We start from the raw sequence: 13,983 nt of genomic DNA on the forward strand, positions 1-13,983 counted from the left end.
GTCAATGACTTTCATCCAGGTATTTCTGGTCTAACTGTTTGTTAGCTTTTGCCCCTAAGCTTTTTAGTTTTTCAGCAGTTTTTGTGAGGTTGCCGTTGCCATCAACCAGTTTGTTAAAGGCATTGTTGTAAGCCGTTTGCGATTGGCTGATGTTTTTACCGATGCTTTCCATATCGCTAACAAACCCCACAAACTTATCATACATGATTCCGCTCAGGCGGGCAATCTCTAAAACATTGCGGTTCTGTCGTTCCTGTTTCCAGATGCTGGCAATAGTACGCAAAGTGGCCAGTAAGGTACTCGGGCTAACAATTACAACCCGCTTATCCCAGGCATCACTAAACAGGTCGGCATCCAGTTGTACGGCGAAACTGAACGACGATTCGATAGGTACAAACAGCAAAACAAAGTCTGGGGAGTTAACCTGGTAAAGGTCATGATAGTTTTTTGATGACAGGCCCTGCACATGCCCGCGTATAGATTCGACATGCGCTTTAGAGAATAGTTTTCGGTCCTCTTCTGTTTCGCAGTTCACCAAACGCTCATAGGCTATCAAAGAGACCTTAGAATCAATTATCAGATGTTTTTCATCCGGCAGGTCAATTATTACGTCGGGCTGCAGCCTGCCACCGTCTGCACCGTTCAGGCTGGCTTGTACGCGATACTCGCGGTCGCGCATCAGGCCGCTGCGTTCCAATACCTTTTCCAGTATCACTTCACCCCAATTGCCCTGCTTTTTGTTATCGCCCTTTAAAGCTTTGGTAAGATTTGATGCCTCGGTGCTGATCAGCTTGTTCAGATCCATCAACTGCGTAATAACTCCCTTAAGGGTATTGCGCTCTGCAGCTTCCATATTGTACACCTTATCTACTTTTTCTTCGAAAGCCTTTATATTTTCTTTCAGCGGATTAAGAATGGTATCGATGCTTAGTTTATTAACATCGGTAAACTCTTTTGATTTTTCTTTAAGCAGGCGCTCAGCAATGTTCTCAAACTCCCGCTGGAAATGAATACGGGTTTGCTCCACCTCAGTCTTTTGCTCATTTAGTTTTTCCTGCTGGGCTTTAAAAAAAGAGCGGGACGACTCTAAAGATTGATTAGCCTGCGCCAGTTGGGTACGCTCGTAAAGCAGTTCATCCAATAAGCGCGACTGATCCGCTTCAAAGCGGGTATTGGCGTTATCCATTTCGCGGTTTAAACCGGCGGCTTTTTCTTCGGCCTTAGCTAAAGCGATCCTGAGCGTATCATTAGTTGATTTCAATTCTTCAAATTCAACTGTTGATACCCCGGAAAACTTAGGCCGTTTGATGAAAAGCACCAATGCTACAACCACCAGCAAAACGCTTACGGATATTAAGATAAAAGCTACATCCATTCCCTAAAAAAATTAGCAAAACGAATGTAGCAATTTTAATAATGCTAAAAAAAGCAAATATTATTTTTGGGTAGTTGTCAGGGTGTCTTTAGGCATGTTGGTTGTGCCGGCGCCGTTGCCCGAGGTATCTTTGCCACCAGTTTCTACCGGTGTGGTTTCAATTTTAGCACTATCATTAACACCCTGGTTACCGGTATGTACCTGCGATGAATCAGCAGAGTTATTTTCTGTTTTGCCCTTACAAGCTCCGAATGAAAACGCTAGCGCTACCGCGGCACAGATTAATAGTTTTTTCATGGTGATGTTATTTGGGATTAGTTTTTGGCGTATCTACAGTAGGTGTCGCGGTTCCTTTACCATTACTGCTGGTATCGGTACCTGCAGTGCCGGATTGTACTGCAGTGCTTGATGCAGCCGCCGCGGTAGTATCTGCAGCGCCGGAACTGCCAACGTTTGTTTTACCTGAGTCGGCCTGGTCGCCGCCGGTTTTGTTATTGCCGGTACAAGCGGTAAAGCCTAATGCAGTAATAAATAATACGAAGAGCAGCCTTTTCATAGTTAATTTTTTGTTGGTATACTTAAACTACAATCCGCATATTTACATGTTTCAATTATTCCAAAAAAAACCACTTATGAAATACCTATATATCTGTTTGGCGCTGATCGCTTGTTTAGCCGTAACATCATGCTCTAAAAAAGGCGATGCCCAGCCAACGGTACACACTGTAAGATTCCAGGCGACAGGCACTGCCTCAATGACTGCTGTAGTATCTGTTGTTAGGGCTAGCACCACCACATCAACAACACTTGATACTAAAACGGTAGCAACCGGTACAACATACGATTTTTCGACACCGCTTAATAACGGCGACGCCATACATTTCGAACTGCAAACGATGTCAGAAAATGCGGTATCCTATACTGTTAGTGATAATGGTACCATAGTTTCGCAGGTTACCGGAAAGGAACTGGGCTCATTTAGTAAAACAACAGCCGATTTTGTTTTAAATTGATTGGTCACGAATAACCTCACTTTCTGCCGTGTTAGCCTATCGTAGTGCTGAAAAATTTAATGGCGGATCATTTGACCTTCTCTAACCTTAAACCAACATCGCTAACCTCATGGAGCGGGTTATCGCGCATGTTTTGTTCAATTTCGAAACGGTAGGTGCCTTTCTTAGGAAATTTATAAGCCGTACGTAATGGTAGCTGAAAACTGTACAAATTACCGCTTCCGCTACCCAGCCACTCACCGTCTTTATTGGCCAGTTTATATTCGTAGCGGGTTATAGCCGTTTTACTGCCCGATACCTGGTGCAGTAATATAAATATGTTCGAGTAACGGTAACTCCCTGTAACCCGTAAATTAAAATACAGGTTGTAAGGTAAGGTCTCGTCGGTAATGGTAACATTGTACTTAATGCGGTTAACGTAAGCCCAATTGTGGTTAGGCAATTCGGTGTTATGATCTAATACCGCGGCAGGGTCGGTACAGCCCTGCGCTGTAAACAACAGCAAAGCAACTAATCCGCTAAGTAAACAGCTAACAGCTCGCATTTATTCAGGTTTTGCCGGGTTATCGTTGTTGTGGTTTGGGTTTGGCCTGCGGTTATTATTGCGCCGGCTATTATTGTTGCGTGGCGGGCGGTTGCCATCGCCGCCTTCCGGTCGCTGACCTGCAGGCGCACTACCTTCGGTACGCGAGCCTTGCTGGTGTTGTTGGCGGTTACCTTCCGGGCGTGGCTGGCCACCCTCGGGCCTTTGGCCTTGCTGGCGGTTGCTACGGTCCTGCCTCGGCTGTCCGTCAGGCCTGTTTCCGTCTTGCTGGCGGCTACCTTCAGGGCGTGCCCCCTGCCGTCGGTTGCCGCGTTCCTGCCGTGGCTGCCCATCGGTATTTTGGACTGGCTGCTGCTGGCGGTTACCTTCCGGGTGCGGCTGCGCGCCTTCGGTTCTTTGTCCGCCTTCAGGCTTATTGCCACCTTGCTTATTACGGTTCTTGCTATTTTTGTTTTTATTACGATTTTGATTGTTCTGGTTGCGGCGCTCATCCAAACGGGTTAAGCTGTCCTGGCCAACAACATTCTCATAATCCAGCACCTTAACCGGCTTGGTTTCCATTTCTACCACCTCTCCCAAATCGGGCGGGATGATCCCCTCGCGGTTCATCTGCTGAATCTCTTTTACCTTTGCAATAGGCATAGGCACCCATGATTCTTCGCGCGGGTAGCTAAACCACATGATCTTTTTAAAGATGTCGGTTTTTTGCAAACGGGCGTCGCCTTTTTCGGTTTTTAAGTAGTTAACATTATCCGGGATGTGCTTCAGCGCATCCATGTAAGTATCCAGCTCATAATTTAAACAGCACTTTAGTTTGCCGCACTGGCCGGCAAGCTTCAATGTATTTAATGATAGGTTTTGATAGCGCGCAGCAGAGGTTGATACCGTTTTAAAATCGGTAAGCCAGGTGCTGCAGCATAGCTCTCGGCCGCATGAGCCAATACCGCCTAAACGGCTTGCTTCCTGGCGCATGCCTATCTGCCGCATCTCAATACGGATGCGGAAACTCTCGGCCATTTTTTTGATCAGCTCCCTAAAATCTACCCGGCCTTCGGCAGTGTAATAAAAGGTAGCCTTTGTTTTATCGCCCTGATAATCCACATCGCTTATCTTCATGCTCAGGTTAAGTTCAAGTGCCAGCGTACGCGATTTGTGCATGGTTTCCCACTCCATATCCTTAGCTAGTTTCCACTTGTCCACATCGGCCGGGGTTGCGCGGCGGTAGATCTTTTTGACAACATCCGCTTCTTTAACATGGCGTTTGGTCATTTGCATCCGCACCAGTTCGCCGGTGATGGATACGTGGCCAATGTCATAGCCTCCGGTAGTAGTTTCTACCGCTACCAGGTCGCCTGCTTCCAGGTAAATATTGTCGTTGTTATGATAAAACTCTTTTCTCGATCCCTTAAACTTAACTTCGATTATCGAAAAGGGCTTATAGTTAGTTGGCATATCCATATGCGATAGCCAATCGTGTACATCCAATTTGCTGCAACCGTTAGTAAGGCAACTGCCATTACTTTTGCAGCCAGCAGGCGAACATCCGCCTGACGAGCAACTTCCGCATCCCATAATTAATTCGGTATATAATGATTCCCCGCAGGGACGATTTTTAAATTTAGTACTTTAATAATCTGCAAAGATACATCTAAAAACAAGATCTTAGGGTTTGCATTTCTTTCTATATGATAGTGAGCTTTTTCCAGCTCGTTAATTATTGTTTGTGCCTGCGCGATATCCATAACTGCTGACATTTTCCTCGCCGTTTCCATTTCCTGCTCCGGTAGCTTTACAATCCGCTCCGCGCCCGACCGTAGCAGGCAGCACTCACGTAAAAAGCTGGTGCCGTAACGTAAAAAGTTCTTTTGATTTTCCCGGCCCATTTTAGCTGTCGAATCCACAAACTTCAACACTTCCAGTCCTTTGTTAGAAAAACACAACCGCAGCCATTGCACAAACAGGGCGTGATAACTTTTGGTATCATGCTGTAGCATCGCCAGTGCTTCGGTCATATTACCATTGCTCAGGTACGCAATTTCTGAAGCTGCTGTTTCTGTTTGATTATGATTATTGATCAGGTGTGTTTTGATATCTTCATAATTTAAGCAAGGCACCTTGATCAATTGCGTACGCGACAGGATGGTATTTAAGATCTGATCCTGGTTTTGTGCTACCAGCAGGAACAGCGTATTAGGCTGCGGCTCTTCTATTACTTTAAGCAGGGCGTTCCCTTCTTTATCCAGGTATTCCGGCAGCCAAAGGATCAATATTTTATAGGCAGATTCAAACGGCTTAAAGCTCAGTTTTTTAATAATCTGGTGGCACTCTGCAATGTTGATATTAGCCTGCTTATTCTCGGCTTCCAGGTAACCCCGCCAGATATCCAGGCTCAGGTATGGATTATTGATAAACGCGTCGCGCCACTGCTCAATAAAGGTAAGTGCCGTATCGTCTTTATGTTTAGCAAAGAAGGGGTACGAAAAATGTAGATCGGGGTGCATTAGCTTTTGATACTTCCGGCATGATGAACACACCCCGCAAGAATCCTCCGGTTGCTTATCTTCACAGCTCAAATACTGTGCATAGGCAACGGCCAATGCTAAACTTCCGCTCCCCTCGGGGCCTAAAAACAACTGGGCATGGCTCACCCGGTTCTCTTTTACCGAGGTAACGAGCCTTTGCTTGGTAGCTTCCTGTCCGATGATGTCTTGAAAACGCATTTGGTGCAAAATAGTAAATAGATATGAGATGTGTGATATGTGATGTGACACTATTACAGGATTCGGCTATCTTTGAATGATAAAAAGCTGGTGTACTTATGCAAAACCCGAATTGTTCAGCTCATGCCTTCTATTCTAAATCTTACCTATTATGAGGATAATGGCGTTTGATTACGGCACCAAGCGCATTGGAATTGCGGTTACCGACCCCATGCAGATCATCGCTACCGGGCTGGATACGATCCATCCGCTAAAAATTATCGAATTTCTTAAAAACTATATGGCAGCCGAGCCGGTAGAGCGTTTTATAGTTGGCGAGCCAAAACAAATGGATAATACGCCCTCTCAATCGGCTATGCATGTTAAGGGTTTCGCCAACCTGCTCAAAAAAACATTTCCAGATATCCCTTTGGAAATGTTCGACGAGCGTTTTACCTCTAAAATGGCATCAGCTACCATAGCCCAAAGCGGCATGGGCAAAAAAGCCCGGCAAAATAAAGAGTTGGTAGATACGATATCGGCAGTGATTTTATTGCAAAGCTGGATGGGTAAAAGTTTTTAACTTAGCATAACGTATTTTCAGTTACCAGTATCAAACAAGCTACTCATATGAAACCTACCGCTACGGCTTTTATCATCGGTGTATCTGCCATTATTGCATTTTTTATTATAGGGCAAGCTTATAAATACCGGTCTAAAACCATGGAAACAATTGTGGTTACCGGCCTGGCAGAAAAGGACTTTAACAGCGACCTGATTGTATGGAACGGCTCTTATTCCCGCAAATCGTTAGATTTGAAATCAGCCTATGCTTCGCTTAAAACAGATGAAGATGATATCAGGAATTACCTTGCTAAAAAAGGCGTTGCAGCCAATGAAATGGTTTTCTCATCGGTGATCATTAATAAAGAGTTTAGCCAACATTTAGACGGCGACGGCAGAAACATCGGTCAGGAATTTTCAGGCTACAACCTTACGCAAACCGTAAAGGTAGAATCGGCGAATGTGGACAAGATCGACAAAATTTCGCGCGAGGCTACAGAACTGATCCAAACCGGTATTGAGTTTAATTCATCGGCCCCGTTTTTTTATAATACTAAACTTAACGAGGTTAAAATGGAACTGCTTGGCAAAGCCAGCGCAGACGCAAAAAAGCGCGCCGAAACAATTGCCGAAAACGCCGGCAGCTCACTAGGTAAACTTAAAAAAGCAACAATGGGCGTTTTCCAGATAACCGGTAAAAACAGTAATGAGGATTACAGCTATGGCGGTGCATTCAATACGTCTAACCGCAACAAAACCGGCTCCATTACTATTAAAATGGAATTTGAAGCCAACTAACAGCGCATAAAAATTCGCTTATTTTCAAAATCTATATCTTTGAGGCATGGAAATTTTACCCCATGACCTGCAAGCGTACCTGGACGCGCACACCGACCCCGAGCCTGACGGCTTGCAAAAGATTAACCGGGATACTCATTTAAAAGTACTGAAACCAAACATGCTGAGCGGCCATTACCAGGGCCGTGTGCTGAGTATGTTGAGCAAAATGCTGCAGCCGAAACTTATTTTAGAGATAGGGACCTTTACCGGTTACTCCGCCATATGCCTTGCCGAAGGGCTGGCTGAAGGCGGCGTTTTGCACACCATTGAAGTGAATGCGGAAATGGAAGAAATGCTAAATTCACATTTTAAGCTCACAAATGTGGAAAAAAAAATTGAGCTGCATATCGGCCCTGCCGATGCCGTAATAGCTGATTTTGAGCCCGATAACATCGACCTGGTATTTATTGATGCGGATAAAAGAAATAATTTGGCGTACTTTGAGTTAATAATAGACAAAGTAAGACCCGGTGGGGTAATAATAATTGATAATGTTTTGTGGAAGGGAAAAGTGTTTGACGGCAACCAAAACGACGCCGACACACAAAGTTTTCGCAAACTAAATGAGCAGATAGCTGTTAACAGACAGGTTGAAAAATTAATTCTCCCTGTCCGCGATGGACTATTGATCATCAGAAAAAAATAATTATGAAGAAACTCTTTACTGTTACTCTACTGTTAGTATCTGCACTCGTTGCATCAACCACAGCCGTATCGGCACAAAGCGCTTCACAATCTTACATAGAGAAGTTCAAAGATAATGCCATTCGCATAATGCATGAAACAGGAGTACCAGCAAGTATCATTTTAGGTGTAGCCATGCATGAAAGCGGCAGCGGCAAAAGCGCTATAGCACAAAACCTTAATAATCAATTTGGAGTAAAAGGTGGAGGTGGTGCAGTTTATTATAGACACAATAAGAAAGTAAAATCATCATACAAGCGTTACGAAAGCGTAATGGACTCGTTCAATGATTTTGCCCGGATCATGACAGAGCGTAAGCAGTTTAGCCACCTGGCTGATAAATTAACCAACTACGATTATAAGGGTTGGGCAAAAGGCATACAGCGCAGCGGTTATGCCAGCAGCAAAAAATGGTCGGCACAGGTATTAGGCATCATTAACAAATATGACCTTAACGAGCTTGATAAAGCACCTGCGCAAAAAACCGAATTAGCCGAAGCAAATTAATTTATTTATCGCACTGGCTTACCTACCGGTTAATTACATGCGTATAATATTCTCCATACTACTACTTGGCCTTTGTGTTACCTCCTGCTCGGCACATAAAAGTACTATTAGCAGCAGCAAGGCACGCAAAAACAACAAGTCCATTCAAAAACGCAATAGCAGCGCCATTGCAGCACACCATGCATCAACATCATTAGAGTACATAGAGCGTTTTAAAGCCATTGCCATACAGGAAATGAATACCTATGGTATCCCGGCAAGCATTACCCTTGCTCAGGGGCTGTTTGAAAGCGGCAGCGGTAACAGTGATCTTGCTGTGGTGGCCAATAACCATTTCGGCATCAAATGCGGCAGCACCTGGACGGGCGAAAGTTATTATAAGAATGATGACAACGTCAATGATTGTTTTAGGGTGTACGCCAACCCCGAAGAATCTTTTCGTGATCACTCGGAGTTTTTAAAAAAGAAGAATTACGCCCGCCTTTTTGAACTGGATAAAAATGATTACCGTGGATGGGCTTACGGGTTAAAGGCCGCAGGCTACGCCACCAACCCAAAATATCCGCAATTGCTACTTAATATCATCGACAAATACGACCTTAGCCAATATGACCGGCCGGAAGGCGAAGTACAGAAAATAAAGCGCGAAGACCGCGTGCTGGCGCAGATCAATGACCAGATTGGCAAGCCACAGGCCGACAGTATTACCAAGATTTCCCCCGAGATAAAATCATATACTATTAAACAAGGCGATACACTATACAGCATCGCTAAACGTTTTGGCATAACGGTTGATGAGTTAAAGGCGATAAACAACATAGCCGATAACAGCATCAGGATAGGCCAGAAGCTGGTTGTTGCCAGGTAAAACGTGTTAAATATTGTTAAAGAGTAGTGTAAACCCTGCCGATACCGTAATTTTAAACCTCGTGATGAAATTATGGCTCCCCTTATTTTTTATTGCCCTATCTGTAAATGCCTTTGCACAGGACAAGGATGTTAGCGGGATTGTGTTTGATAAAGAAAGCAAAAGCCGTATTGCTAAGGTTAACGTACAGAACGTTAACAGCGGTAAATCTGTTTACAATACATTTAAGGGGGAATTTAAGATCAGCGCATCCGTTGGCGATGTGCTCATCTTCTCTAAAGCAGATCATATTGCTGATACCATTAAGGTGAAAAGTTTTGCACCGCTGGCTATTTACATGAAACCATCGGCTATACAACTGGCACAGGTAACAATAAGGGATACCTTGCTGTGCCCTACTAAGCGTTACCAGCAAACCCGGAGCGACTATAACAAAGCTTATGGATCTTTGAGTACCAGCGACTTTTTAACTGTGTCGCCGGGCGCGGGTGCAGGCATCGGTATCGACGCGATTTATAACGCCTTTAGCCGCAGCGGACGCAATGCCGCCCATTTGCGTGAAGAAATTGACCGCGATTACAAGCAAACCGTGATAGACTATCGCTTCAACAAAACTTTTGTAGCATCTGTAACTAAACTTATAGACCCGCAGCTTACAGATTTTATGCTGAAGTACCGCCCCGGCTATTACCAGGTGACTAACTATAATGAGTACGAATTTGTATCCAGCATCCGGGCTAATTTGCGGCGCTACCTGCGCAACCCTAAAGCTTTTGATTTGCCGGCGTTACCAGTATTGCCTTTACCCAACCAATGAAGTTCCCGGTTATAGTAATACCTTTCTTAAAAGTTAGCGGGATGGCGCTGTTCCCGTTCATACTGGTAAGCAATAAAGCAGATTTGAACGACCGTGTGTTATTAGATCATGAAAAGATCCATTTGCGGCAACAGTTAGAGTTGCTTGTGATTCCGTTCTATTTACTTTACCTGCTTAATTACTTACTGAATTTGGTTAAGTACAAGTCGCATAACGCTGCGTATTTGAACATTGTGTTTGAGCGCGAAGCTTACAGCAATGAAAATAATGTGCGATATCTTGAAAGCAGAAAGTGGTTTGCCTGGATACGTTACTGCTAATGCTACCCGTATAATTTGAATTTAGTTGAGGAAATAACAGATTTTTGCTTTTTATTTGCCATATGTTAAGAACAGGTTTGGGTTTGTGTTTTTTACTGTTTATCTCCTTAGCGCTAAGTGCCGGTGCGCAAACTACAGATACCATTGAAAAGGACTCGCTTAAAATAGATACCAATATGCTGAACAGGTATCGTTTGTTCCCGCAAAAAAACGCTATACCTGTTAAAAACCGTCCTTTGCAGATACAGCCGGAATACCTGCCGGTTAACCTGATGGATTACAAGGTGAGCTACTGGCGCAAAAACATAACCTTTGCACTTAACTTTAACCAGGCCGCCTTTAGTAATAACTATGCTGCGGGAGGTGTTACATCAGTAGCTTTAGGGTCGAATTTTATTTACCATATCGAGTATAACAAAGCGCCGTTCAGCTACGTGTCTGAACTGAACCTGCTTTACGGGAAATCGAAAAATAAAGGTCAGGGTGCCCGTAAAACTAACGACCGGATCTTCTTTGATAATAAGTGGGCATCGCAGTTATCCAAACACTGGTTCTTTTTCGGGTCGTTAAGTTTCGAAAGTCAGTTTGATAAAGGTTATCAGTATGATCCTAATAATGTGAACCCGCCACTGCTTATTTCTGATTTCATGTCGCCAGGCTATTTAACCGAGTCGATAGGTTTTGAGTACAAGCCGGCAAAATATTTCGACCTGAGGTTAGGTACCGGTACCGCCCGCCAAACCTTTGTATCGGATACCACCATCTACCGAAACAATCCGGGTAATTACGGGGTAACACCCGGCAAAACCTTCCGTAATGATATCGCCTTTCAGATAGTGGCGATATTTGATAAGGATATTGCCAAAAATATGCACTTTAACGCCCGTTACGATATGTTTATACCGTATCAGCAACCGTTATCGTATGTACGCCATCGGTTTGATGCCATCCTGGCTGCAAAGGTAAACCGGCTTATTAATGTATCTATCAATGGCACCCTGCTCTTCGATAAAAATACATCTAACAGCGTACAAGGTACAGAGGGCTTATCTTTGGGTGTATTGTATAAGTTCCCATAAATTCTTGCTCTTATCTTTTTTCTGAACCTCGATTTATAGTGATAAAAGAATTTATGCGGATAACAGGCATTGTGGCATCCTTAAATCGGCGAAATCCTGGTTCAGACATGATCTTATAAACGTTTAATGGCTGTCCCAATACTACACCTTATGCTTCTTCCGTAAATTTTGGTAGTCGATGTAGTATAGGATCTTTAACGAGAAGTTATTATTCTGCGGCTGGCTAAACGTATTGCTGAGGTTATTGAGGTAGTTTTGCGTAGCCAGGCTGTTGTTGGTATATGCCGAATTTTTCCAGGCAACGCTTAACTCACTGCCCGGTGTAAACTGCCAAACATACACCATATCTACATTCCAGATGTTGACATTCTGATTGTTGTCGTGATTGAAATCGGTAGAGGTTAAAGTGCCTACCAATCCATCTGGCTGCAGGTTAAAGAACTGTCGGTTATTTAGTTTGCTCCAATAGTGCCTTAAGCGCAGGTTAAGGCCCATAATCCCGCTAAAGGTGTATTTGAGGTTAAAAATGTTTTCAACTGTTTCTACATCCCTCAGCGCGAATACCGGTACACCGGCCCCATCCGTGGTTGAGTAGCCGAGCACATTTTTGCGTGGACTAAAGGTTACATCTTCTCCAAAAGAAAAAGCGTTGCTTAACCGCAGGTTATAAAACAATTCCAGATCGTGTCCGCGGCCGCCGTAGTTGTTGGCTATCCACTGATCCCCATACCAAAAACCACCCGAAAGGCGCTTGGCCCGGTTGGTGCTCAGGTTCCAGTTTAACACAAAATTCTCCGGCGAATTGTACATCAGGCCCGCTACACGGGGTTCATAAAAATCCTGCCCCTGGCGGCGGTAATGTGCGTTGATGTTGATTTGCCAGAAATTTTTAAGTGTACCATTCCCGCCAAAGTTTTGGTTAAAATATTGGTAGGCAGCAGGGTTAACCCGGCGCGAATAATAAGTGTTGGTCCAAACGCCCCATTGGGTAAAATACTTTTTGGGCTTATAGTTGTAGTATTGCAGATTTAAGTTGTAGTCAACATAGTTGTTATTGTAGAGTATGCCCAGGTCATTGCTGTTGTATTTACTATCAACCAACTCCTGCGATATGTTCCAGGTGAAATTACCGGACGACCGGCCACCACTTACCAGGTAACTATAACCGGTTTGTGTTGCACGGCCTGGGCCGTACAAATTACTCATCATAGTATAACCGCTTAGGTTATAAGTGTTCTTTTTATTGTTGAGGTTAAACACCAAACCGCCTACATCTGCAGAATAATCTTTATTAAACCGGTTAACGTTAGTATTGATTAGCGTTATTGCCGAATTGTTCTTCAGGTTTTGATCAAACACCAGGATGTTATAATTAGCCAGCGGACTGGTTTGCACCTGCCTGCGGTTGCCCTGCGCGTCTTCTACAGTGGCGTAGGAAGTGTTGGTAATGGCGTTAAACAAGCCAATACCCAACCCTTTTGATGTACGGCCGGATAGTTTGATGGCATTTAGTAGCTTGGTTTCCGTTGGGTTGTTAACCACCTCTTCGCCGGGTTTAAGGTTGTTGTAAGGGGCGTTGAAATTGATGGGCGAGCCGCCCACCCTGCGCGAGTAAAAAAGGTTGCCTTTATTAAACAATTCGGTTCCTTCGGTAAAAAAAGGCCGGTTCTCGTTATACTTCACCTCGAAGGGAGTAAGGTTAAGGATCTTGTTGTCTGATTGTACCTGTCCAAAATCGGGGATTAGGGTCAGGTCAAGCGTAAAGCTTTCATTGATGCCATACTTAACGTCCATGCCCCCGTTAACCGCTGTAGATGTGTTTTTAAGGCCGGCAGTATTGTACGGGTAGTGGTTTACGTAAGTTGAAAAATATGGGTAAAATGCCAGCCTTACCGGCGGCTCCAATTTTTCCAATCCGGTAAGGATTCCCTCCTGGTTAATAAAACCGTTCATCTTAGGGTCTATCTCGTTCCAAAACAATTGCTTCTGCACATTTTGCCGCTTGCGGATCAAATTCATACCCCAGGTTTGCACATCCTTTTTGGCAAAACGCAATGCCGAGTATGGAATCTTCATTTCGGCCGTCCAGCCGTGTTCGTCTATTTTAACCTTGCTTATCCAAACAGCGTTCCAATTAGGGTCTTCGGTATTGCCATTAGGATTAGGAGCGTACTTGGCATCAAACTGGCTATTGGCCGATGTTACAAAAAAGCCGGTACCGTTTATTCCATCCTTATAGGTATCAAAAATGATCCCGATAAAGTCGGCATTGCCCACATTGTCCCGGGTTGCCAATTCTTTAGCTACTTTATCTGCCGATGTTTCGTACATCCGTGCGCCAACGTAAATCGAATTGTTATCGTAAATAATCTTAACCTCGGTTCTTTCTTCATTCTTCTCGTGACGGCCGGCATTGGGCTGCAGCTCAACAAAGTTTGTTGCTATAGGTACATTTTGCCAAACGGCATCATCCAGCGCGCCATCCATTTTAGGGGGCGTAACGGTTTTTATTGCTACAAGTGTTTTCTTTTCTTTTTGAGAAAAAGCGTCAAGGGTAATAAAAGCGCACAAAATCGCCAGAAAAAATACCTTCATTGCGGGGCTTAGGTTTTTTATAAGATGTGCGAAGTTGCTAAAACGTTACATTTTATTTTGTTAAATGTTAGTTAACGA

16 protein-coding genes are annotated in these 13,983 nt (G+C 44.1%); 9 read left to right on the forward strand and 7 right to left on the reverse strand.

Going from position 1 to position 13,983, the window contains the following annotated elements; all coding sequences use genetic code 11:
* Position 1: 1 nt before the first annotated feature.
* Genes ACE5CV_RS02175 through ACE5CV_RS02185 form a run of 3 tightly spaced genes read right to left on the reverse strand, consistent with a single transcriptional unit; the run spans position 2 to position 1,931 of the window.
* A complete protein-coding gene (locus ACE5CV_RS02175) occupies positions 2-1,375 on the reverse strand; it encodes a DNA recombination protein RmuC (protein ID WP_374948507.1) in 1,374 nt (457 codons plus the stop codon).
* A 60-nt stretch (positions 1,376-1,435) separates the two neighbouring features.
* Entirely contained in the window at positions 1,436-1,672 is a 237-nt protein-coding gene (locus tag ACE5CV_RS02180) for a hypothetical protein (protein WP_374948508.1), read from the reverse strand.
* 7 nt (positions 1,673-1,679) lie between these two features.
* Positions 1,680-1,931 (reverse strand): hypothetical protein, encoded by a 252-nt coding sequence (locus tag ACE5CV_RS02185; RefSeq protein ID WP_374948509.1) that lies wholly within the window; start codon positions 1,929-1,931, stop codon positions 1,680-1,682.
* A gap of 76 nt (positions 1,932-2,007) precedes the next feature.
* Here ACE5CV_RS02185 and ACE5CV_RS02190 point away from each other — a divergent pair, with 76 nt between their 5' ends.
* Positions 2,008-2,388: a hypothetical protein gene (locus ACE5CV_RS02190; protein WP_374948510.1), complete on the forward strand. Its 381-nt coding sequence runs from the start codon at positions 2,008-2,010 to the stop codon at positions 2,386-2,388.
* A gap of 67 nt (positions 2,389-2,455) precedes the next feature.
* On the opposite strand, the gene ACE5CV_RS02195 is transcribed toward ACE5CV_RS02190, so the two are convergent.
* From ACE5CV_RS02195 to ACE5CV_RS02205, 3 genes are read right to left on the reverse strand one after another with little or no spacing between them, the layout of a single operon-like run.
* Positions 2,456-2,932 (reverse strand): gliding motility lipoprotein GldH, encoded by a 477-nt coding sequence (locus ACE5CV_RS02195; RefSeq protein ID WP_374948511.1) that lies wholly within the window; start codon positions 2,930-2,932, stop codon positions 2,456-2,458.
* Positions 2,933-4,504, reverse strand: a complete 1,572-nt coding sequence (ricT, locus tag ACE5CV_RS02200) for a regulatory iron-sulfur-containing complex subunit RicT (RefSeq protein ID WP_374948512.1) — start codon at positions 4,502-4,504, stop codon at positions 2,933-2,935.
* Positions 4,505-4,506: 2 nt separating this feature from the next.
* Positions 4,507-5,652, reverse strand: a complete 1,146-nt coding sequence (locus ACE5CV_RS02205; protein ID WP_374948513.1) for an ATP-binding protein — start codon at positions 5,650-5,652, stop codon at positions 4,507-4,509.
* 151 nt (positions 5,653-5,803) lie between these two features.
* Here ACE5CV_RS02205 and ruvX point away from each other — a divergent pair, with 151 nt between their 5' ends.
* The 8 genes from ruvX to ACE5CV_RS02245 all read left to right on the forward strand — a co-directional run bounded on the left by ruvX (position 5,804) and on the right by ACE5CV_RS02245 (position 11,310).
* Complete coding sequence (ruvX, locus tag ACE5CV_RS02210; RefSeq protein ID WP_374948514.1) at positions 5,804-6,214, forward strand: Holliday junction resolvase RuvX; 411 nt, start codon at positions 5,804-5,806, stop codon at positions 6,212-6,214.
* 47 nt (positions 6,215-6,261) lie between these two features.
* Complete coding sequence (locus tag ACE5CV_RS02215; RefSeq protein ID WP_374948515.1) at positions 6,262-6,993, forward strand: SIMPL domain-containing protein; 732 nt, start codon at positions 6,262-6,264, stop codon at positions 6,991-6,993.
* Between the two features lie 46 nt (positions 6,994-7,039).
* Positions 7,040-7,681 (forward strand): O-methyltransferase, encoded by a 642-nt coding sequence (locus tag ACE5CV_RS02220; RefSeq protein WP_374948516.1) that lies wholly within the window; start codon positions 7,040-7,042, stop codon positions 7,679-7,681.
* A 2-nt stretch (positions 7,682-7,683) separates the two neighbouring features.
* Entirely contained in the window at positions 7,684-8,226 is a 543-nt protein-coding gene (locus ACE5CV_RS02225) for a glycoside hydrolase family 73 protein (protein WP_374948517.1), read from the forward strand.
* Positions 8,227-8,263: 37 nt separating this feature from the next.
* Positions 8,264-9,094, forward strand: coding sequence for a glucosaminidase domain-containing protein (locus ACE5CV_RS02230; RefSeq protein ID WP_374948518.1), 831 nt, complete (start codon positions 8,264-8,266; stop codon positions 9,092-9,094).
* A gap of 64 nt (positions 9,095-9,158) precedes the next feature.
* Complete coding sequence (locus ACE5CV_RS02235; RefSeq protein WP_374948519.1) at positions 9,159-9,911, forward strand: hypothetical protein; 753 nt, start codon at positions 9,159-9,161, stop codon at positions 9,909-9,911.
* Positions 9,908-10,231, forward strand: coding sequence for a hypothetical protein (locus ACE5CV_RS02240; protein WP_374948520.1), 324 nt, complete (start codon positions 9,908-9,910; stop codon positions 10,229-10,231). The genes ACE5CV_RS02235 and ACE5CV_RS02240 overlap by 4 nt, the downstream gene beginning before the upstream one ends.
* Before the next feature lie 62 nt (positions 10,232-10,293).
* Positions 10,294-11,310: a DUF3078 domain-containing protein gene (locus ACE5CV_RS02245; RefSeq protein ID WP_374948521.1), complete on the forward strand. Its 1,017-nt coding sequence runs from the start codon at positions 10,294-10,296 to the stop codon at positions 11,308-11,310.
* 141 nt (positions 11,311-11,451) lie between these two features.
* Here the strand turns inward: ACE5CV_RS02245 and ACE5CV_RS02250 are convergent, their stop codons facing one another.
* A complete protein-coding gene (locus ACE5CV_RS02250) occupies positions 11,452-13,905 on the reverse strand; it encodes a DUF5916 domain-containing protein (RefSeq protein WP_374948522.1) in 2,454 nt (817 codons plus the stop codon).
* Positions 13,906-13,983 lie beyond the last annotated feature (78 nt).

Source organism: Mucilaginibacter sp., from assembly GCF_964263795.1.
Lineage (GTDB): Bacteria > Bacteroidota > Bacteroidia > Sphingobacteriales > Sphingobacteriaceae > Mucilaginibacter.